The sequence below is a fragment of the Micromonospora sp. NPDC005324 genome (genome assembly GCF_040607155.1).
Classification (GTDB): domain Bacteria; phylum Actinomycetota; class Actinomycetes; order Mycobacteriales; family Micromonosporaceae; genus Micromonospora; species Micromonospora trifolii.
The window spans coordinates 25,930-45,928 of record NZ_JBEXGE010000009.1 but is presented as its reverse complement, the minus strand read 5'-3'; the positions used below and the strand labels follow the sequence as shown (position 1 = coordinate 45,928).

At 71.7% G+C, this 19,999-nt stretch carries 22 protein-coding genes; 13 read left to right on the top strand and 9 right to left on the bottom strand.

The window, feature by feature from the left end; translation table 11 throughout:
- Positions 1–30: 30 nt before the first annotated feature.
- A complete protein-coding gene (locus tag ABZS40_RS11860) occupies positions 31–1,653 on the bottom strand; it encodes an acetolactate synthase (protein ID WP_354943287.1) in 1,623 nt (540 codons plus the stop codon).
- A gap of 122 nt (positions 1,654–1,775) precedes the next feature.
- Positions 1,776–2,549: an enoyl-CoA hydratase-related protein gene (locus ABZS40_RS11855; protein WP_354943286.1), complete on the bottom strand. Its 774-nt coding sequence runs from the start codon at positions 2,547–2,549 to the stop codon at positions 1,776–1,778.
- A 98-nt stretch (positions 2,550–2,647) separates the two neighbouring features.
- Here ABZS40_RS11855 and ABZS40_RS11850 point away from each other — a divergent pair, with 98 nt between their 5' ends.
- From ABZS40_RS11850 to ABZS40_RS11835, 4 genes are all read left to right on the top strand, one after another.
- On the top strand, positions 2,648–3,127 hold the full coding sequence (locus ABZS40_RS11850; protein WP_354943285.1) for a DUF6232 family protein: 480 nt from the start codon (positions 2,648–2,650) through the stop codon (positions 3,125–3,127).
- A 371-nt stretch (positions 3,128–3,498) separates the two neighbouring features.
- A complete protein-coding gene (locus ABZS40_RS11845) occupies positions 3,499–3,981 on the top strand; it encodes a DUF6232 family protein (protein ID WP_091393319.1) in 483 nt (160 codons plus the stop codon).
- The gene (locus ABZS40_RS11840; protein WP_354943284.1) at positions 3,978–4,367 is read left to right on the top strand and encodes a hypothetical protein; all 390 of its coding nucleotides are present in this window, start codon (positions 3,978–3,980) and stop codon (positions 4,365–4,367) included. Before ABZS40_RS11845 ends, ABZS40_RS11840 begins: the two co-directional genes overlap by 4 nt.
- A 47-nt stretch (positions 4,368–4,414) precedes the next feature.
- Entirely contained in the window at positions 4,415–5,038 is a 624-nt protein-coding gene (locus ABZS40_RS11835) for a hypothetical protein (RefSeq protein ID WP_354943283.1), read from the top strand.
- Positions 5,039–5,066: 28 nt separating this feature from the next.
- Here the strand turns inward: ABZS40_RS11835 and ABZS40_RS11830 are convergent, their stop codons facing one another.
- Together ABZS40_RS11830 and ABZS40_RS11825 are read right to left on the bottom strand one after the other, a co-directional pair.
- The gene (locus ABZS40_RS11830) at positions 5,067–5,963 is read right to left on the bottom strand and encodes a ribokinase (protein ID WP_354943282.1); all 897 of its coding nucleotides are present in this window, start codon (positions 5,961–5,963) and stop codon (positions 5,067–5,069) included.
- Positions 5,964–5,986: 23 nt separating this feature from the next.
- Entirely contained in the window at positions 5,987–6,829 is an 843-nt protein-coding gene (locus tag ABZS40_RS11825; RefSeq protein ID WP_354943281.1) for an ABC transporter ATP-binding protein, read from the bottom strand.
- 131 nt (positions 6,830–6,960) lie between these two features.
- Between ABZS40_RS11825 and ABZS40_RS11820 the strand changes: the two genes are divergently transcribed.
- Together ABZS40_RS11820 and ABZS40_RS11815 are read left to right on the top strand one after the other, a co-directional pair.
- The gene (locus ABZS40_RS11820) at positions 6,961–7,959 is read left to right on the top strand and encodes an ATP-binding cassette domain-containing protein (protein ID WP_354943280.1); all 999 of its coding nucleotides are present in this window, start codon (positions 6,961–6,963) and stop codon (positions 7,957–7,959) included.
- The gene (locus tag ABZS40_RS11815) at positions 7,956–8,969 is read left to right on the top strand and encodes an ABC transporter permease subunit (RefSeq protein WP_354943279.1); all 1,014 of its coding nucleotides are present in this window, start codon (positions 7,956–7,958) and stop codon (positions 8,967–8,969) included. Before ABZS40_RS11820 ends, ABZS40_RS11815 begins: the two co-directional genes overlap by 4 nt.
- Positions 8,970–9,096: 127 nt before the next feature.
- Here the strand turns inward: ABZS40_RS11815 and ABZS40_RS11810 are convergent, their stop codons facing one another.
- Positions 9,097–10,272, bottom strand: a complete 1,176-nt coding sequence (locus ABZS40_RS11810) for an ROK family transcriptional regulator (RefSeq protein ID WP_354943278.1) — start codon at positions 10,270–10,272, stop codon at positions 9,097–9,099.
- 170 nt (positions 10,273–10,442) lie between these two features.
- Between ABZS40_RS11810 and ABZS40_RS11805 the strand changes: the two genes are divergently transcribed.
- From ABZS40_RS11805 to ABZS40_RS11790, 4 genes are all read left to right on the top strand, one after another.
- Positions 10,443–11,897, top strand: a complete 1,455-nt coding sequence (locus ABZS40_RS11805; RefSeq protein WP_354943277.1) for a glycoside hydrolase family 3 N-terminal domain-containing protein — start codon at positions 10,443–10,445, stop codon at positions 11,895–11,897.
- Positions 11,898–11,986: 89 nt separating this feature from the next.
- On the top strand, positions 11,987–12,439 hold the full coding sequence (locus tag ABZS40_RS11800) for a hypothetical protein (RefSeq protein ID WP_354943276.1): 453 nt from the start codon (positions 11,987–11,989) through the stop codon (positions 12,437–12,439).
- Entirely contained in the window at positions 12,436–12,930 is a 495-nt protein-coding gene (locus tag ABZS40_RS11795; RefSeq protein WP_354943275.1) for a DCC1-like thiol-disulfide oxidoreductase family protein, read from the top strand. The genes ABZS40_RS11800 and ABZS40_RS11795 overlap by 4 nt, the downstream gene beginning before the upstream one ends.
- Positions 12,893–13,591, top strand: coding sequence for a TetR family transcriptional regulator (locus ABZS40_RS11790; protein ID WP_354943274.1), 699 nt, complete (start codon positions 12,893–12,895; stop codon positions 13,589–13,591). Before ABZS40_RS11795 ends, ABZS40_RS11790 begins: the two co-directional genes overlap by 38 nt.
- Positions 13,592–13,939: 348 nt before the next feature.
- On the opposite strand, the gene ABZS40_RS11785 is transcribed toward ABZS40_RS11790, so the two are convergent.
- The gene (locus ABZS40_RS11785) at positions 13,940–14,602 is read right to left on the bottom strand and encodes a GNAT family N-acetyltransferase (RefSeq protein ID WP_354943273.1); all 663 of its coding nucleotides are present in this window, start codon (positions 14,600–14,602) and stop codon (positions 13,940–13,942) included.
- A gap of 169 nt (positions 14,603–14,771) precedes the next feature.
- On the opposite strand from ABZS40_RS11785, the gene ABZS40_RS11780 reads away from it, so the two are divergent.
- The gene (locus tag ABZS40_RS11780; RefSeq protein WP_354943272.1) at positions 14,772–14,966 is read left to right on the top strand and encodes a DNA repair protein; all 195 of its coding nucleotides are present in this window, start codon (positions 14,772–14,774) and stop codon (positions 14,964–14,966) included.
- 145 nt (positions 14,967–15,111) lie between these two features.
- Positions 15,112–15,630 (top strand): hypothetical protein, encoded by a 519-nt coding sequence (locus tag ABZS40_RS11775; RefSeq protein WP_354943271.1) that lies wholly within the window; start codon positions 15,112–15,114, stop codon positions 15,628–15,630.
- A gap of 10 nt (positions 15,631–15,640) precedes the next feature.
- On the opposite strand, the gene ABZS40_RS11770 is transcribed toward ABZS40_RS11775, so the two are convergent.
- Both ABZS40_RS11770 and ABZS40_RS11765 read right to left on the bottom strand, forming a co-directional pair.
- Positions 15,641–16,369 (bottom strand): Clp protease N-terminal domain-containing protein, encoded by a 729-nt coding sequence (locus ABZS40_RS11770; RefSeq protein ID WP_354943270.1) that lies wholly within the window; start codon positions 16,367–16,369, stop codon positions 15,641–15,643.
- A 164-nt stretch (positions 16,370–16,533) separates the two neighbouring features.
- Positions 16,534–17,055, bottom strand: coding sequence for a hypothetical protein (locus ABZS40_RS11765; RefSeq protein ID WP_354943269.1), 522 nt, complete (start codon positions 17,053–17,055; stop codon positions 16,534–16,536).
- A 124-nt stretch (positions 17,056–17,179) separates the two neighbouring features.
- Between ABZS40_RS11765 and ABZS40_RS11760 the strand changes: the two genes are divergently transcribed.
- On the top strand, positions 17,180–17,995 hold the full coding sequence (locus ABZS40_RS11760) for a DUF72 domain-containing protein (RefSeq protein WP_354943449.1): 816 nt from the start codon (positions 17,180–17,182) through the stop codon (positions 17,993–17,995).
- A 9-nt stretch (positions 17,996–18,004) separates the two neighbouring features.
- Here the strand turns inward: ABZS40_RS11760 and ABZS40_RS11755 are convergent, their stop codons facing one another.
- A complete protein-coding gene (locus ABZS40_RS11755; protein WP_354943268.1) occupies positions 18,005–19,834 on the bottom strand; it encodes a glycoside hydrolase family 15 protein in 1,830 nt (609 codons plus the stop codon).
- Positions 19,835–19,999: the final 165 nt, after the last annotated feature.

The window sequence follows — 19,999 nt, the reverse complement described above, 5'->3', positions numbered from 1 at the left end:
GCAGGAGCGACGGCGGCGGCGGGTGCGAACTCAGGCCAGGTTCGACGACCGGGGGTACGCGTCGGTCGGGTCGGTGAGCACGTTCACCAGGTACGGCACTCCGGAGTCGAACGCCCGCTGGAGCGCCGGGCCCAGGTCGGCCGCCTTGGCGACCGTCTCCCCCGCTCCGCCGAGCGCGCTGACCACCGTGTCGTACCGCAGCTCCGGCTGGAGGTCGGCGGCCACGTCGTAGCCGTACATGGCCCGCATCGGGTGCTTCTCCAGCCCCCAGATGCCGTTGTTGCCGACGACGATCACCACCGGCAGCTTCTGGCGGACCAGCGACTCGACGTCCATCAGCGAGAAGCCGGCCGCGCCGTCGCCCATCAGCACGCAGATCTGCCGGTCCGGGTGACTGACCCGGGCGCCCATCGCGTAACCCATGCCGGTGCCCAGGCAGCCGTACGGGCCCGGGTCCAGCCAGGTGCCGGGCTGGGCCGGCTCCAGGTACCGCCCGGCGTACGACACGAAGTCGCCGCCGTCGCCGATGGTGATCGCGTCCGGGGCGAGCGCCCGACGCAGCTCCCCGTAGATCCGGGCCGGGCGGATCGGGTCGGTCTCGGCGGCCATCTCGGCGGCGTCCCGAGCCTTCGCCGCGTCCTCGGCGACGCGCAGGTCGGCGATCCAGTCGGCGTGGTCGGCCCGGTCACCGGAGTGGTCGGCCAGCGCGGAGAGGATCAGGCGGAGGTCACCGGCGGGGGCGGCGGCCGGCTGCACGTGCGTCGCCCGCTGGCTGGGCGCGTCGACGATGTGCACCACCTTGGCGTCACCGAAGTCACCGAAGCTGAGCCGGAAGTCCAGTGGGGTGCCCACCACCACGACCACGTCGGCACCGGAGAGCGCGGCCCGGCGGGCCTTGGCGAACGCGAGCGGATGCTCCGGTGGGAGCGACCCGCGGCCCATGCCGTTGGCGAAGACCGGCACCTGCAACGCCTCGGCCGCCTCGCGCAGCGCGGCGACCGCGTCGCCCGCGTACACGTCGGAGCCGGCGATGATGACCGGCCGCTGCGCCCCGGCGATGAGCAGCGCGGCGCGGCCGACCTCCTCCGGGTCCGGGGCGATCGGGTCGACGCCCGTCACGGTGGGCAGCTCGGCCTCGGCAACCGAGAAGACCGTCTCCAGCGGGAAGTCGAGGAAGGCCGGGCCGCGGTGCGGGGTGAGCGCGGCGTTGAGTGCCGCGCCGACCGCGCGCGGGATGTCGTCGGTGCTGAACACCGTCTCCGCGTGCTTGGTGACCGGGGAGACCAGCGGCAGGTGGTCCATCTCCTGGAGGCTGCCCGAGCCCCAGCGGAACGCGGGCGCGCGACCGCCGAGCACCAGCACCGGCGAGGCGTTGAAGAACGCGCTGGTCATGCCGGAGATGCCGTTGGTGACACCGGGCCCGGCGGTGAGCACGGCGAGGCCGGGGCGGCGCTGGAGCTTGGCCACCGCCTCGGCGGCGAAGACCGCGGACTGCTCGTGCCGGACGTCGTAGATCGGGAAGTCGGTCTTGTACGCGGCGTCGTAGAGCGGGAAGACGTGCCCGCCGGACAGCGTGAACATCTCCCGTACGCCGTGCGCGCGTAGTGCCGCGAGCGCCAACTCGCCGCCGTGACCCTCGATCCGCTCCGTCATGTCGCTCCCATCGTCCGTGGCCGGGATCACAGGTTACCGGCCAGTCACTTGGCCCTGCGACCGTGGCCCCGGCCAGTGGACGTTGCCGAGGTCAGGGCGCCGTCGGGTGGGGAAGCGACGGATCAACGACCGGTGAAGCCCGGCTTGCGCTTCTCGACGAAGGCCGTCATGCCCTCTCGCCGGTCGTCGGTGGCGAACAGCGCCGCGAAGAGCTGACTCTCCCAGGCCAGACCCGAGTTCAGGTCCATGTCCAGGCCGCCGTCGACCGCCAGCTTCGCCGCGCGCAGCGCCTGCACCGGGCCGGTCAGGTACGGAGTGATCAGCGCGACGGCCGTGTCGTACACCTCGGCGGCCGGGGCGACCCGGTCGGCCAGGCCGATCCGCAGCGCCTCCTGCGCGTCCACCATCCGCCCCGACATGATCAGGTCCTTGGCGCGGGCCGGGCCGACCAGGCGGGCCAGCCGCTGGGTGCCGCCCGCACCCGGGATGATGCCCAGCTTGATCTCCGGCTGGCCGAGCTTGGCGTCCTCGGCGACCACCCGCCAGTCACAGGCCAGCGCCAGCTCACAGCCGCCACCGAGGGCATACCCGGTGATCGCGGCGACCACCGGTTTGGGGATCCGGGCGATCGCGCCGAGCGCGCTGGACAGGTTCGCCGCCCGGTCGGCCATGTCCACGTAGGACATGTCGGCCATCTGCTTGATGTCGGCGCCGGCGGCGAAGACCTTCTCCCCGCCGTACACGATGACGGCGCGAACCTCGGGATCGGCGGTGGCCGCCGTGGCGGCGGCGCGCAACTCCTCCTGCACCTGGGTGTTGAGCGCGTTCATCGGCGGCCGCTCCAGCCGGATGGTGCCGATGCCGTCAGTGGTCTCCAGCCGAACGAACTCGCCCACGCTGCCCTCACTTCCTCGTCGAAGTCGCGTGCCAACCTTACGACCCGGCTCGTTTGGGTAAGTAGTGTGGTGTCAGCCCCGTGGGCGGGAGTCCAGCCATGATCACTTATTACGACGACAGATCGGTGCAGGTCACCTCCACCACTGTCCGCGTCGACGGTCGCAGCTACGCGCTGGCCGACATCACCATGATCTGGCACCGCCGTGGCAGCCGTTCCTGGCGCGTGCTGGTGGGGCGGGGTGCGATCGGCGCCGCGCTCGCCGGCCCGTTGGTCGCGGCGGTGCTCGGCATCGGCGTGGCCGTCTGGCTGCACCGCTCCCCCACAGTGACGATCGCGATCGTCGGCGCGTCGGTGCTGGTCGGGTTGGCCGTCGGGCCGGTCGCCGACTTCCTCTTCGAACACCTGGACCGCTCGTACGCCCGGGGCAGCCGCCAACTGGAGATCTGGGCCCGTTGGCGGGGTCAGCCGGTGCGTCTGCTGCGCACCGGTGACGCGCTGCGCTTCGGGCAGATCTATCGGGCGGTGCAGCGCGCCGTCGAACACAGCCAACCGGCCCGCCCCGGCACCCGCCGCTAGCCAGCCTGTCTCCGTCTCACGTCTCGACCTGAGCGGGGCGCGGGCGCAGCGGGCGCAGCGGGCGCAGCGGGCGCAGCGGGCGCAGCGGGCGCAGCGGGCGCAGCGGGCGCAGCGGGCGCAGCGGGCGCAGCATTCGTGCAGTGCCTATGGAGCTGATATCGCAAACGAATCAGACCAGGGGCCCGCGGCGCTACAGCGCCCCGCCGCGACGCGGCGGCACGGCGACGCCGGCGCTTGATGTCGCAGACGATTCAGCTCCAAAGGACCAGCACAACATCACCTCTACCCGCCGGGCGGCGTACGCCGAATCGGGGGCGAGGAAGGCCGCGGCCGAGCGGGCGAGGGTTGCCTGCCGGTGGTTAGGCTTAGTGATGACCCTCTATTACCGGGACGACGCGGTGCAGGTGACCTCCGAGTCGATCCGGGCGGGCGGTCACGTGATCGCCCTGTCCGACGTGACGTTCGTCTGGCACGACCGGGGGCAGAAGACCCTCGCCGTCCGCGGCCGTGTGCTGGGGCGCGGTGTCCTGGTCCTGCTGCTCTCGCTGCCGCCGCTGGTCGCCGTGGTCTGCGTGCTGTCGCTGGCCTGGTCGGCTCAGGACCGGGGCAACTGGCAGCTGGCGTTGATCATTCTCGCCGCCTGTGCGGTGGGGGCGCTGGCGCTGATGCCGTTCCTGGAGATTCCCCTCGGCTGGCTGGACCGCTCCTACGAGCGCGGCAACCATGTGCACGAGTTGTGGGTTCAGCACCACGGCCGGGAGGATCTGCTGGTGCGCACCCCGGACGCGCTACGGTTCGGGCAGATCTACCGGGCCGTGCAGCGCGCCGTCGAACAACAGGGGGACCATCGATGACCACCCGCCGCGGCGAGGCCGTCGCCCTGGCCGGCCTGCTCGCGGCGGCCGGCGTCACCCATCTGGTACGCCCCGGCGTCTACGACCCGATCGTGCCGCGCGCGTTGCCCGGCCCGGCCCGATTCTGGACGTACGCCAGCGGGGTGGCCGAACTCGCGGTGGCGGCGGCGGTCGCCAACCCGACCACCCGGCGGGCTGGCGGTCGGGCAGCCGCCGCGCTCTTCGTCGCCGTCCTACCGGCGAACGTGAAGATGGCAGTGGACTGGCGACAGCGCCGCCCGACGAAGCGGGCCATCGCGTACGGCAGAGTGCCGTTGCAGGTGCCGCTCATCTGGTGGGCGATGCGGGTGGCCCGCACCGACACCGCCGGTCGACGGTCGCGCTGACACGCTCCGTCGGGCGGTTGTGGCCCGGCCGACGCACACTTGATCCCATGGCGATTCCCCTCCCCACCCCGACCGCCGTGGTCAACCTGACCCGCTCCGCTCTCGACCAGGCGCTCGGCTCGGCCGCCTCGATGGCCGCCGTGCCCGCCCGCGCGTTCGCGGTGCTGGACGGGGTGGAGGCGCTGCTGGCCCGGATCAACGGCGTGGTCGACCGAATCGAGACGACCCTGGACCGAACCGACCAGGTGCTCACCGACGCCGAGCGGGCGACCCGGGCCGCCGCCACGGTGGTCACCAAGGCCGAGGGGGTGGCCGACCGCGCCGCCGCCACCGTGGGCACCGCAGCGGAGGCCGCCGCCACGGCGGCCGAGCTGATGGCGGCGTACGAACCGGCGCTGCGCCGGGCCGCGCCGATGGCCGGGCGGTTCGTCGAGGAGCTGAGCCACGAGGAGATCAGCGCGGCGATCCACCTGATCGACGAGTTGCCCAAGCTCAGGGAACACCTGACAGCGGACATCCTGCCGATCCTGGCCACGCTGGACCGGGTCGGACCCGACCTGCACGACCTGCTCGACGTGACCCGCGACCTCAAGCTCGCCGTGGCCGGCATCCCCGGGCTGGGCATGCTGCGCCGTCGCGGCGAGAAGCTCGCCGAGGAACCCCTCGACTGAACGCCCGCCCGGTGTGCGACGGGCGCGGTCAGGTCCGCGCGTACAGCTCGTCGATCTCGGCGCGTTGCGGTAGCGCCACCGAAGCGCCGAGCTTGCGGACGCAGGCAGCGCCGGCCGCCGACGCCCAGCGCACCGCGTCGACCAGGTCGCGCCCTTCGCCCCAGCCGACGGCCAGCGCGGCGGTGAACGCGTCACCGGCGGCGGTGGAGTCGACCACGTCGACACGTACCGCCGGCACGTGCACCTCGGCACCGTCCCGGTCGACGTACCAGGCGCCCTCACCGCCGAGAGTGAGCACGGCCCGGGGGGCCAGGTCCAGCAGCGCGCGGGGCTCCTCCCGACCTCGGCCGGCGAGCGTCTGCGCCTCGCCCTCGTTCACGACCAGCAGGTCCACGGCGGCGAGCAGCTCGGGTGGGAGGTCCCGTGCCGGGGCGGCGTTCAGGATGAAGCGGGTGCCGGCCTCGCGGGCGGCCACCGCAGCGGCGGTCACGGTCTGCACCGGGATCTCCAGCTGGGCGACCAGGACGTCCGCCGCGCGAACGGTGGTCAGCTCCTCCTCGGTGAGGCCGACCAGGAAGTCGTTCGCGCCGGGGGTGACCACGATGGCGTTCTCCCCCTGGGCGTTGACCATCACCAGCGCCACCCCGGAGGCGCCGTAGACCACGCGAAGCTGACTGGTGTCCACGCCGGCCGCTGTGATGCGGGCCTTGAGGGTGACGCCGAAGGCGTCCGAGCCGATCGCGCCGAGGAAGGCACAGGAGGCGCCGGCCCGGACCGCGGCCACGGCCTGGTTGGCGCCCTTGCCGCCGGGCACCATCACGAAGTCGGTGCCGAGCATGGTCTCGCCCTGACGAGGCAGCGCGGGCGCCATCGCGACCAGGTCCATGTTGGCGCTGCCCACCACGGCAACCCGGGTCTGCGGCACTGTCGCCTCCGCCTGTCCGACGCTCAGGCGGCGCGAGCCGTGAAGCGGTCGCCCGACCGCTCGACCACCAGTGGCAGCCCGAAGGTCTTGGAGAGGTTGTCACCGGTCAGCGTCTCGGCGAGCAGGCCCTGGGCGACCACCCCACCCTCGCGCAGCAGCAGCGCGTGGGTGAACCCGGGCGGAATCTCCTCGACGTGGTGGGTGACCAGCACCATCGCCGGGGCGTCCGGGTCGTACGCCAGCTCGGCCAGCCGGGCGACCAGGTCTTCCCGACCACCCAGGTCCAGCCCGGCGGCGGGCTCGTCGAGCAGCAGCAGCTCCGGGTCGGTCATCAGGGCCCGGGCGATCTGCACCCGCTTGCGCTCACCCTCGGAGAGGGTGCCGTAGCGGCGTTCGGCGAGGCCACCGACGCCGAGTTGACTCAGCAGTGCCCGCGCCCGCGCCTCGTCGCCCCGGTCGTAGTTCTCCCGCCAGCGGCCGACCACCGACCAGGCGGCGGTCACCACCACGTCGCTGACCCGCTCGTCGGTGGGCAGCCGCTCGGCGATCGCGGCGGTGGTGAGCCCGATCCGGGTACGCAGCTCGTTGACGTCGGTGCGGCCGATCCGCTCGCCGAGCACGTGCGCGACACCCGTGGTGGGGTGCAGCCGACCGGCGGCGAGGTTGAGCAGTGTGGTCTTGCCGGCGCCGTTGGAGCCGAGCACCACCCACCGCTCGTCCAGTTCGACGCGCCAGGTCAGGTCCGCCAGGAGAGCGGTGCCAGAGCGGCGTACGCCGACGCCGTCGAGGCTGACCACCAGATCCGGGTCCACGAGAGCGGCGGCAGGCGCGGCGCCGGCAGCGCCGGGGATCAGGTCACCAGTCACCGCTCCATCCAACCACGCAGCGCCGCGGTGCCCCCCATGGGCAGCGCCTCAGCCATAGGGTGAAGCGCCGTGTCATTGATCACCAAGCCCGAAGGACGGCCCATGCCCCTCCGACGTACGGAGCCGCGCGGATGAGCGCGGTCATCGAGATCGAGGGTCTGCGCAAGACCTTCCAGAGCCTGCGCAGCGGCCGACGGGTGGCGGTGGACGGGTTCGACCTGCTGGTCGAGGCGGGCCAGATCCACGGCTTCCTGGGCCCCAACGGCTCGGGCAAGACCACCACCCTGCGGGCCCTGCTCGGGCTGGTACGCGCCGACAGCGGCCGGATGACAGTGCTCGGCGAACCGTCGCCGGAGCTGCTGCCCCGGGTGGCGGGCCAGGTCGGCGCCATCGTGGAGAGCCCGCAGTTCTTCGGCAACTTCAGCGGCTACCGCACGCTGCGGTTGTTGGCCCGCGCGGGCGGTGTGCCGGTCTCGCGGGTGGACGAGGTGCTGGATCTGGTGGGCCTGCACGACCGGGGCGACGAGCGGGTGAAGGGCTACTCGCTGGGCATGAAGCAGCGTCTGGCGGTGGCGTCCGCGCTGTTGAAGGACCCGCGGTTGCTCATCCTCGACGAGCCGGCGAACGGGCTGGACCCGGCGGGCATCCGGGAGATGCGGGACCTGATGCGCTCGCTGGCGGCCAACGGGGTGACAGTGCTGGTGTCCAGTCACATCCTGGGCGAGATCCAGCTGATCTGCGACCACGTCACGATCATCTCCCGGGGGCGGCGGGTCGCGACCGGTCGGGTGGACGAGGTGCTGGCGGGCCACGACCGGCACGAGTTCCTGGTCCGGGTGGCCGAGCCGGAGCGGGCCGTCGAGCTGCTGCACGCGGCCGAGCTGACGGCGGTCGTCAACGGCGGAGCGTTGGTGGTGAGCGGGGTGAGCGACCCGACGGTGGTCAGCCGGGTGCTCGGTGAGCAGGGTCTGTGGGTGGGCGAGCTGACGCCGCTCCGGCCGGATCTGGAGAGCGTCTTCCTGGAGCTGACCGGCGCGTACGAGCATCCGTCGGTGCCCCGGCAGGTCGGCGACTCGTCGCTGCCGCAGAGCGAAGCTGTGATCGACCTCGATCGGGGAGTGGACGCGTGAACCTGGTGCGTGCCGAGTTGGAGCGACTGTCCGCGCGTCGCTTCGTGCAGCTCATGGTCGTTCTGTTGGTGTTGGCGTTCGCTGTCACGGCGGCAACCACCCTTGCTGGCTCCCACAAACCGAGCGTCAGTGAGCTGAACTCGGCGCGGCAGCAGGCCACCGAGGCGCGGCAGAGCATGGAGGCGACGTTCCGGGAGTGCCTGGCCCGCCAGGGCGGCGCGCTTCCGACGGAGGACGGCGGCATGTACCTCCCCGCCGACTGCTCCGAGATCGACCCGGTCCTGCAGGATCGGCTGCCGATCGCCGCCGACTTCCTGCCGGGTGTGTTCACCTTCGCCGAGCAGGCTGAGCCACTGCTGTACTTCCTCATCGCGTTCCTGGTGCTGTTCGGGTTCCTGGTCGGCGCCTCCTACATCGGCGCGGACCTGACCTCGGGCGGCGTGGTGAACCTGCTGCTCTGGCGACCGCGCCGGGTGACTGTGCTCGCGGCCAAGTTGGGCACCCTGCTCGGCACGGTGCTGGTGCTGGCCCTGCTGGCGTCGGTGGCCTACCTCGCCACGTTCTGGGTGATCGGGCAGGCCGCCGGGTTGCCGGGCCGGCTGGACGGTGACTTCTGGCGCTCGCTCGGCGCGGTGCACGGCCGTGGCCTGGTGCTGGTGCTGCTGGCCTCCGCGCTGGGCTTCGCGATCGCCACGCTGGGTCGGCACACGTCGGCGGCGCTCGGCGCCTTCGCCGCGTACGCGGTGGTCTGGGAGTTGGGCGCCCGGTTGGTTCTGGAGATCGTCGACGCGCAGAAGTCGGACCTGTTCATGCTCTCCAGCCACATCGGGGCGTGGCTCAACGGCGGTGCGCGGTTCTACGACGAACGGCTCTGCACGGGCAGCGCCGGCCGCAACTGCGACGCGTTCTACACGATCACCTGGGAGGCGTCGCTGCTGGTGCTGCTCGTGCTCGCTGGCGGGCTGACCGCGGCGGCGTTCGCCGTGTTCCGCCGCCGCGACCTGATCTGAGTCGAGGTCCGTCGGGTCGCCCGAGTTCGGGTCGGCCCGACGGATGCGGCCCGACCAGCAGGCGGCAAAAGCTTGCACCCTGCGGACACGCGGTGAAATATTCCTTCACATGACCGCCGCAGCGGGCTCAGCCGACGGTGGAGCCGAACAGCTCGTCGCGCACCGCGTCCAGGGCGGTGCGCAGCGCGCCCTGCAGGATCGGCTCCTCGGTCAGCCCGGTCGGCACCACTCGCGGCCGGACCAGGGTGATCGCCGCGACCTCCTGCTGCACCCGGTCGGCGAGCGCCGCGCCACCGGCCTGGCCCACCTCGCCGGCGAGCACGACCAGCGGCGGGTCCAGCACCACGCAGGTGCTGGCCACGCCGAGCGCGAGCCGACGGGCCAGCTCGTCGAGCATCGGGAAGCCGTCGGCACCGGCCGCGACGGCCGCGCGGACCGCCTCGACGGCGTCGGCGTCCGGGTAGTCGTGCTCGCGGGCCACAGCGCGCACCGAGTCCGCACCGATCAACTGCTGGAAGGCCGGCTTGGCGCGACGGGAGACGTCGCGCGGGATGGGCGCGCCGGGCACCGGCAGGTAGCCGATCTCGCCGGCCGCACCGCTGCTGCCGTGGTGCAACCGCCCGCCCAGCATGATCGCCAGGCCGACGCCGGCGCCCACCCAGACCAGCACGAAGTCGGACAGCCCCTGCGCTGCGCCCGACTGCGCCTCGGCCACCGCGGCCAGGTTGACGTCGTTCTCGAAGACCACCGGCGTGTGCAGGTCGTCCCGCAACGCGGCGAGCAGACCGCTGTGCCAGCGCGGCAGGTTGAAGGCGAAGGTGATGTCGCCGGTGCCGGGGTCGACCAGGCCCGGCGTGCCGAGCACGATCCGTCGTACGCTGCTCAGCTGCGCCTGGGCGCTGCTCGCCGCCTGCACGACGGCGTTGTGCACCACGCCCACCGGGTCGTCGGTGTCGCGGGTCGACTGCTCCACGCGGCCAATGACCGCACCGGTGATGTCGGCGCACGCGGCCACCACCCGGTCCGGCCCGACGTCCACGCCGACCACGTGCGCGCTGCCCGGGCGGACGGCGTAGAGCTGGGCGTTCGGGCCTCGCCCACCGGCCTGCTCGCCGACCCGCGCGACGAGGCCGCGCTCCTCCAGCCGCTCGACCAGCTGCGAGGCGGTGACTTTCGACAGCCCGGTCAGCTCGCCGAGTCGAGCCCGCGTCAGCGGGCCGCGTTCGAGGAGCAGCTCCAGCGCGGCACGGTCGTTGAGCGCCCGCAACAGACGGGGGGTGCCGGGCAGCCGGGTCGCACTCATGACACGTCCTCTAGTTTTAGTAAACTTTGCTAACTGTAAACCGACCTGCGAACGGGTAGCCGTAGCGTAACGGCCACTCGACGGTGGGACGCTCCGCCGAGTCGGCAGGGCCAGGACCACCACCGGTACGACGTTTCGTACCCGCGGGGGCACCGAAGGGGGAAGATCACGTGGGGTTGGATCCAGGACTGCGCCGGCTCGCGCTGGGCACGCTGCTGGCCGCGTACCCGGGACCGGTCCCGCCGGACTGGGCGGTCGACCTGGTGGCCGACGGGCTGGCCGGGCACACCCTGTTCGGCACCAACGTGCACGACCCCGCGCAGGTTGCGGCGAGCACCGCCGCGCTGCGCACCGGTCGGCCGGACGCGCTGATCGCCATCGACGAGGAGGGTGGCGACGTGACCCGGCTGGCGCACGCCACCGGCAGCCCGTACCCCGGCAACGCCGCCCTGGGCGCGATCGGCGACGTGGCCCTCACCCGACGGGTCTACCAGTCGATCGGCGCCGAACTGGCCGCGCTCGGCATCACCGTCAACCTCGCCCCCACTGTCGACGTCAACACCGCCGACGACAACCCGGTGATCGGCACCCGGTCCTTCGGCGCGGACCCGGTGCGGGTGGCCGCCCACTCGGCCGCCGCGGTGGCCGGGTTGCAGGCCGCCGGCGTGGCCGCCTGCGCCAAGCACTTCCCCGGGCACGGCGCCACAGTCACCGACTCCCACCACGAACTGCCCACCGTGGACGCTCCGCTGGGCCTGCTCCGCCAGCGGGACCTGCCGCCGTTCGCGGCCGTCGTCGCCGCCGGGGCGCGCGCCGTGATGACCGCGCACATCCGGGTGCCGGCGCTCACCGGCGCCGACCCGGCCACCTTCAGCCGAGCCGTCCTGGTCGACCTGCTTCGCACCGAGTACGGCTTCACCGGCACCGTCATCACCGACGCGCTGGAGATGAAGGGCGCCGCGGTGGCCGCCGGCGGGGTCGGGCCGGCCGCGGTCCGGGCCCTGCGCGCGGGTGCCGACCTGCTCTGCATCGGCGCGAAGGTCGACGCCGAACTGGTCGAGCGGGTGGCCGCCGAGATCGTCGACGCGCTCGCCGACGGCCGGCTGGCGAGGGCGCGGGTCGAGGAGGCGGCCGGCCGCGCCGCCGACCTCGCCGCCTGGACCCGGGCCGCCAGCGGGTCGCCGGCCACCGGCGACACCGAGCTGGGGTACGCGGCAGCGCGTCGAGCGGTCCGGGTGGACGGCCTGCTCACCGGCTTGGACCAGCCACTGGTGGTGCAACTGCACACCGAGTCGACGATCGCCGAGGGTCGGGTGCCGTGGGGCCTCGGCCCGCACCTGGACGGGGTGCCGGAAATTCGGGTGATCGCCGCCGAGACCGACCCGGCCACCCTGCGCGGGTTGGCTGGCGACCGTCCCATCGTGCTGGTCGGGCGACACCTGCACCGGCTGCCCGGCGGCCCGGAGCTGATCGCCGACCTGGCGGCTCAGCACCCGGTGACGGTGGTGGAGATGGGCTGGCCGGCACAGTGGCGTCCCGCGGGCGTCCGTGCCTTCGTCACCACCTATGGGGCGAGCCACGCCAACGGTCGCGCCGCGGCCGAGGTGCTCGGCCTGGCCGGCTGAGCCACGGCGCCGCACCGGAGTGTCCACAGTCACTGGTCGCTACTTCTTGAACATGTTCAATGTCAGTTCTAGTCTGATGACGTCGATAGTTGAACACGTTCAAGAAGGGCGTCCACATGGACATCAAGGTCTGGATGTACGTGATCTACCTCGCGGTCAGCGTCGGCCTGACCATCTGGGTGGCTCGAGCGCTGTCCCGCAACGGGCTGGTCTTCCTGGAGGAGGTGTTCGCCGAGAAGCGACTCGCCCAAGCGGTCAACAGCCTCCTCGTGGTCGGCTTCTATCTGCTCAACCTCGGCTACGTCACTGTCGCGATGAAGCACTCCGACCCGGTGGGTTCGACAAGCCAGGCCATGGAGGAACTGTCACTGAAGATCGGCTTGGTCCTGCTGGTGCTCGGCGCGCTGCACTTCTTCAACGTCTTCGCACTCGGCCGCTACCGCCGAAACCGACTCCGCCAGCTCGCCACCCACCCCCCGCTCGCCCCGATCGGCCGACTCCCCATGCAGTCCAGCCCGACGAACAACCCAGCGACCCGATGACAGTCCCCCCGACCGACGGCCTCGGTCGGCTCCCGGATCCCACCGCTCACTCCGGCGGTGGGATTCGGGGGTTCACCGTCCTGTTCGACGCGGCCTGCCCGCTCTGCCGCGCCGCCCGCCGCTGGTTGTCGTCCCGCGCCCAGCTCGTACCCCTGGAGTTCGTGCCGGCCGGGTCCGCCGAGGCCCGGCGGCGCTTCCCCGGCCTGGACCACGACGCGACGCTGCGCGACCTCACCGTGATCGCCGATACCGGCGAGGTGTACGCGGGCGACGGCGCCTGGTTCGCCTGCCTCTGGGCACTGGCCGACCATCGGTCCACGGTCGAGCGGCTGGCCCGACCGCACCTGCTGCCCCTCGCCCGGCAGACGGTGGCCGCCGCCTCGGCGATCCGGGAGCGGATCCGCGACCCGCGGGCCGAGCCGACCGACGAACCGGCGGGATACGGTGAGCCCGATGACCGAGCAGCCTGCGCAGACGACCACTGCGGGTGACCCAGCCACCGCCCGAGGCGAGCAGACCCGGCAGCTGATCCGGGACACCGCGATGCGGCTGTTCCGCGAACGCGGGTACGCCCAGACCACCATGCGGGCGATAGCGCAGGAAGCCGGCGTGGCGGTCGGCAACGCGTACTACTACTTCGGTTCCAAGGACCACCTGATCCAGGAGTTCTACGCCCAGGCCCAGGTCGAGCACCGGGCCGCCGCGCAGCCCGTGCTCGACCGGGAGGAGGCGTTCGGTCCCCGGCTCGCCGGGGTGCTGCACGCGGGAATCGACGTGTTGACGCCCTCACACGGATTCGCGGCGACCTTCTTCAAGACGGCGGCGGAGCCCACCTCCCCGATGAGCCCCTTCTCCGCGGAGTCCTCCGGCCCCCGACAGGCGGCCATCGACCTCTTCGGCGAGGTGTTGACCGGCTCGACGGCCACTGTCGACGCCGAGCTGCGTCCGCAGCTGCCCGAGCTGCTCTGGCTCGCGTACATGGGCGTGATCCTCTACTGGGTGCACGACCGATCGCCGAACCAGACCAAGACCCGCCAGCTGATCGACGGGGCCGTACCACTGATCGACCGGCTCGTGGCGCTGTCCCGGCTCCGGGTCCTGCGGCCGGTGACTCGACAGGTGCTCGACCTGATTCGCACGCTCCGTCACTGATCCGGCCGCACCGGCCGGCCAGCTAAGCCGCAGGTCAAGTCTGGTTTTCGACACTCCGAACCGACAGCTTCAACCTTGCCCCGAGCCAGTTCGATACGTAGCGTGATCGACACGTAGCGGCTCGCCCACGGCGAGGCCGCTACACCCGGTACCGGGGCCTGGGGGGAGGTTGCGGACCGTGGATCCGGCCCGGGATCCACGGTCCGCGCCGATTGCCCGCTCCCGCCCCGCCCCGCCGCCCCGCCCCGCCCCGCCGCTCCCGCGCCGATCTTGCGGTTTCGGTTGCCGAGATGCGTGAAATGCCCGGCATGTCGCAACAGAAAATGCAAGATCGCGGGTCTCTGCGGCTCAGCGGGGATAGACCCCGTACGCGCGCCAGCCCCGGTCCGGGAAACCGGCCGCTTCGGCGACCCGGGCCGAGGCGTGATTGTCCCGTTCGTACAGGTAGGTGGGGACCGCTCCCTCGTCGAGCACCCGCCGCGCCGCCTGGGCCACCAGTCGACGGGCCAGGCCGCGCCCCTGGGCGGCCGGCACTGTGCCGACGGCCAACTCGTGCCCGTACGCGTCGTGCCGCTTGATCCCGGCACCGGCCAAATAGCCGCCGTCCGGGTCGCGGACCACCAGCACCGGCCTGTCGAAGAGTCGCAGCCACGGCGGCAGCCCGGTGGCGGTCGGCTCGGTCCACTCCCCCACGTCGGGCAGCGGCGCGGGTGCCAGGCTCCACCGGAAGGGGCCATCGTGTACGCAGAAGTCGGGCCGGCCGACGGCCTCCGGCAGTGCGGCGAGCAGACGAGCCGGCGTACGGCTGACCAACGCGCGGGTCGCCGCCACGCGGTCCGGCGCCACGGAGAGCACGGCGCTCTGCCCGGTGTCCACGGCGAGCGCGGGGCGTAGCCGACCATCCCAGGCCGGTTCGGCCCGCCGCTGCGAGGCGACCACGTGCAACCCCGGCCCGGCCGGCCACTGGCCGAGCCAGGTGGCCAGGTGCAGGTGAAGTCGCCGGTCGAGCATGCGCACCTCCCCGTCACCCGACCCGTCGTCGATCACCGTACGCCGGACGGCAGGGCCGGGCGCAGGATACGTCAGGGCCGAGCGGGAAAGGGGTGCGCGAACCAGGCGCGCGAATCGACCGTCATATGTATTTCCATACCTGGACACCTTTGTTTGGGACGGTGAACGCATGCCGATTCAACCGAGCGACCACTACCAGCAGAACCCCGAGCGACTCTGGCAGGCGGCGGAGGCCGTCGGAGGCAATCCGCCCCAGCCGCGCTACCGGAACCCCCGGACGATCGGCGGCGGCGCCCTGTCGTGGGCCGGGCTGAACAAGCTGTCCGTCGGCAGCTCCGGTCGGCACCGCCTGAACACCCACTGACGCACCACGGGTCGGGTGGCACCGAGGGGCAGCCTCCGACGTTCGGGGCGACACACCGGAGGAGGTCCAGCGGCGGCTTTCGCACACCTGTCGGGTAATTTCTTGTGGTCCGCCATCCCGGCCTACGACAGGAGAAGCTCCGCGCATGGGCAAGAAGACGATCCACGTCTCCGACTTCACCGGCACGGTTCTGCAGCAGGACGCCGAGGTGGTCCGCGTCGTCGTGCTGGAGCACCCGGACCTGGTCGCCGGGCCCGTGCAGTTGGACGCCACCCCGGGCGAGGTGGAGAACATCGACGACGCCGCGCTGGACGTGGCGGTGGTGGAGATCCACGATCGGCACGGTGGCGGCGAGCCCCGCCGGGTGGTCCTGACCGCCAGCGAGTTCGACGCGATGGCCACCGACGTGCCGATGGCGCAGCTTTTGAAGACGGCTGAGCGGGTCCGCCCACCCAAGGCCCGCAAGACCACCGAGAAGATCGACTACGGCACGCTGGAGCACGCCGGCAAGCCGCATCGGGGCCGGGTCACCGAGGAGGAGGCCCGCTTGGTTCGTGAGCAACTCGACGAGGTCAACAAGCGCCTTGCCGACGCGGGCGTACGCCAGATCGACCCGGCCGATCCGGAGCACGCCCTGCGTTACGGCTTTCCTGAGGTGCCCTGACCCCGGTTCATCACTTCCTTCCGACGGCGGCGGCGAGGGCGGCGGCCAGGTCGGCCTCGACCGTCGCCTTGTCCAGGCCGAGGTCGGTGAGCACGCCGGCGCCGTCCTCCTGCTCCAGCAGGGCGAGCAGCATGTGCTCGGTGCCGATGTAGTTGTGCCCGAGGCGCAGCGCCTCCCGGAAGGTCAGCTCCAACGCCTTCTTACCCCGCGCGTCGTACGGGATGAGGTCCGGAACCTGCTCGACCCGTGGTGGGAGGACGGCGCCGACCGCCTCCCGTACCACCTCGGGGGTGGCGCCGCGACCAGCCATCACCCTGGCGGCCAGCCCCTCCGGCTCGGCAAGCAGGCCCAGCACCAGGTGCTCGGGGCCGATCTCGGCGTTGCCGCTGGCCCGGGCCTCCTCCTGGGAGGCCATCACCACGTTGCGGGCGCGCGGGGTGAACCGGCCGAAGCCGGCGTTGGGGTCGAGCGCGGCCGCGTCGGTCGCCTTCGGGACGAAGCGCTTCTGGGCGGCCTGCTTGGTGACGCCCATGCTGCGGCCGATGTCGGTCCAGGAGGCGCCGGAGCGCCGGGCCTGGTCGACGAAGTGCCCGATCAGATGGTCGGCCACCTCGCCGAGGTGGTCGGCGGCGATGACCGCGTCGGTGAGTTGGTCGAGCGCGTCGGTGTGCGCCGTCTTGATCGCCTGGATCAGGTCGTCGAGCTTGACGGGGACACCGATCTGGAGAGGTTCTGTCATGCGTCAACCATAGGTTGACGCAATCCTGGCGTCAACCCTGAGTTGACGAACCCGGCTCGCTCAGGCGACGTACTCGGGCAGGAGCTGGGCGACGGCCGCCGGCGAGGGCAGGCCGGCGATGGCGGTGCGCAGCAGCTCCGGCGTGCCGAACGCGGTGCCGAGGGTCAGATAGACCAACGGTCGGGACGTGCGACGGTGCACCCGCTCGGGCAGCGGGGCCGGTGTGGAGAAGGCGACAGGTCGCAGCTCGATCCGACGTTCGGAGGCGAGGAAGTCCTTGTCCTGGAGCGAGGCGGCCAGATGTCCAGGTGCGGCCTGCCGACGACCTCGGCGTTCCTGGTGGGCAGTTCCAGGCCGATGCCCTCGGGAACCATCCGGCCGAACCCGTGCCACAGGCCCGGGATCCCGGCCCGGTGAGCCGCCACTGCCGCCCCCGGCAGCCCCCACTCGTGCACCACCAGGTCGGGCCGCAAGCGCGCCAACTCCGGTGCGAGATCCTCGGCGTACACCTCGTAGAAGGCGTCGCCGGGCCGCAACGGCCGCAGGCCGTGCGCGGCGAGCGGCGCGTGCACCTCCGTCCCGGCGGCGAAGTGGACCTCGTGCCCGGCGTCCCGGGCGGCGATCGCCAGCGGAATCAATGGATAGGTGTGACCGACGGACGCGAGACTGGCGAACAGCACACGCATGGCGTCGGACCCTACCTGTCGCACCGTGGGCCCGGCCGGGTCCGGCGGCCCGTATACGGTGGGCTCCGGTCGAGCGCGGTCACCGGCGGGAAGGGCGGTCATGCGTCTGCACGTGGGGTGCGCGATGTGGAGTCACCGGTCGTGGCCGGGCTACCGGCTGCCGCCCACCGAGCGCCTGCGGCACTACGCCAGCTGGTGTGACGCCGTGGAGGGCAACACCACGTTCTACGCGACCCCGGCCCGGGACACCGTGGCCTCGTGGGCCGCCCAGACGGGTCCCGACTTCCGCTTCGTCCCCAAACTTCCCAAGGTCATCACGCACGAACGCCGGCTCACCAACGTCGACGAACCGCTGCGCGTCTTTCTGGACGCCGTCGAACCGCTCGGCCCGCGCGCCCACGCCCTCTGGATCCAGCTGCCCGGCTCGTTCGCGCCCGCCGACGTCCCGGCCCTGGGCCGTTTCCTGGAACAGCTACCGCAGTCGCACCGGTACGCGGTGGAGGTCCGCCATCCCGCGTTCTTCACCGACGCCGGTGCGGCCCGACTGCTCGGGGCCACCCTCGCCGCCGCCCGCGCCGAGTGGATCCCCTTCGACACGACAGCCTTCTTCGCGAGCCCGCCGACCAGCGACGCGGAACGGGACGCCTGGACCAAGAAGCCCCGGGTGCCGCTCCGGTCGCTCGCGCTGACCAACCGGCCGATCGTCCGCTACCTCGGTCGTGACGATCCGACGCGCACTGTCGAGGGATGGCAGCGCTGGATCGACGTGACAGTCACCTGGCTTCGCGAGGGGCGCTCACCGACGATGTTCATCCACACCCCGGACAACGCCGACGCGCCGGCGCTCGCCCGCCGGTTCCACGATGAGGTACGGGCCCGCGTACCCGGGCTCGACGCGTTGCCCGAGCCGATCCCGGTCGAGCCGCTGACGCTGTTCTGACGTGGACGGTCAGCGCTGCTGCTCGAGCAGGTCATCGAGGTGAGTCGCCGTGCTGATCAGCGAGAGGTGGCTGAACGCCTGCGGGAAGTTGCCGATCTGCTCGCCGGTCGGCGCGATCTCCTCTGAGTAGAGGCCGAGCGGGCTGCTGTAGGTGAGCATCTTCTCGAAGGTCAACCGTGCGTCGTCGAGGCGGCCGGCCTGGGCGAGGGCCTGTACGTACCAGAAGGTGCACATGCTGAAGGTGCCCTCGGTGCCGGCGAGGCCGTCCGGCGAGGCGTTCGGATCGTAGCGGTAGACGAGGCTGTCGGAGACCAGCTCGGCGTCTATCGCCCGCAGCGTCGACTCCCACATCGGGTCCATCGGCGAGATGAAGCCGACCCCGGGCATGGCAAGCAGCGAGGCGTCCAGGATGTCGGTGCGGTAGTGCTGCACGAAAGCTTGACGCCCCGGGTGGAAGCCACGCTCCATGACCTGCTCGTAGATGGTGTTGCGTTCGGTCGTCCAACGGGTGGTGTCACCGGGGCGTCCACGGCGTTGGGCGAGGCGGATGGCGCGGTCCAGCGCCACCCAGGACATCATCCGTCCGTACGTGAAGTCCTGCCGCCCGGACCGGGTCTCCCAGATGCCGTCCTCGGGCTGGTCCCAGTGCTCGCAGAGCCAGTCCATCAGCTCTGCCGTCTTCCGCCACCCCTCGTACGGCGCGATCAGGCCATTCCGGTCGGCGAGTTCCAGGGAATTGAGCGCCTCGCCGTGGATGTCGAGTTGCAGTTGGCCCGAAGCGCCGTTGCCGATGCGCACCGGTGCCGATCCGCGGTATCCCTCCAGATGGCTGAGCACTTCTTCGGGCAGGTCCGGTGAGCCGTCGATCCGGTACATGATCTGTAGGGGCAGGTGTGGGTCCTGGGCGTCCCGGATGCGCGCGTCGAGCCAGAGCAGATACTTCTCGGCCTCGTCGGTGAAGCCGAGCTTCAGCAGCGCGTGCACCGAGAAGGACGCGTCCCGGATCCAGGTGTAGCGGTAGTCCCAGTTCCGCTGCCCGCCGATCTGCTCGGGCAGCCCCGCTGTGGGCGCGGCGACCAGGGCGCCGGTCGGCGCGTACGTCATCAGCTTGAGAGTCATCGCCGACCGCTCGACCGCCTCCCTCCAACGGCCCCGATAGCGGGAACGGTCCACCCACCGCCGCCAGAAGTCGCGGGTCTCGGCGAGGAGTTCGCACGCCTCCTCGGTGGTGAGTGCTCGGGGCGCGTGCGGGCAGGCCGTCTCCAGGACCACTCCGCCGATGTCTCCCGCGTGCAGCGTCAACCGAGCCGACACGCCCTGCGCGTCGCGGTGGATGGCCCCCGCGTCGATCAGCCCTTTCGCATCCTTGAAGAGCGTGAGGGTGAAGTTCAGCGTCTGGCTCCGGAAGACATCGCCCTCGGGGTGCATCTCAAGCTCGAACGGATCGCGTCCGTAGTTGAACCGGGGCTGACAGTCGAAGCGGAACGGCATGCTGCCCCGGATCATGCGAACCAGCCGGATCAACCGGTGCCGGTCGGTGGCCCGTTCATCCGTGACGGGCATGAAGTCCAACAATTCGCCCACGCCGTCGGCACTGTGGAAGCGGGTGATGAGGATTGGTGTACCGGGCAGGTAGAGCTGCTTGCTCGCGCAGTCGATGCCGTCGGGCGCCAGCTGGAAGTGGCCACCCTCGCGGCGGTCCAACAAGGCGCCGAAGACGCTCGGTGAGTCGAAGCGGGGCGCGCAGAACCAGTCGACGGTACCGTCCTTGGTGATCAGCGCCGCGGTCTGTAGATCACCAATCAGACCGTGGTCCTCGACTGCCGGGTAACTGTCCACGCCGTCCCCCGCCATCCGTACTGGCAATGGCGGCGACTACCCGGGCTCCGTCGAAAGATGCGGGCCGCCGGGTGTCGGCTGGTCAAGACCCACCGCTCATTGCGGAAGCAGACCTTCCGCAATCGTCGATAGCGTCGACACCGACGACATCGACGAGAGGACACC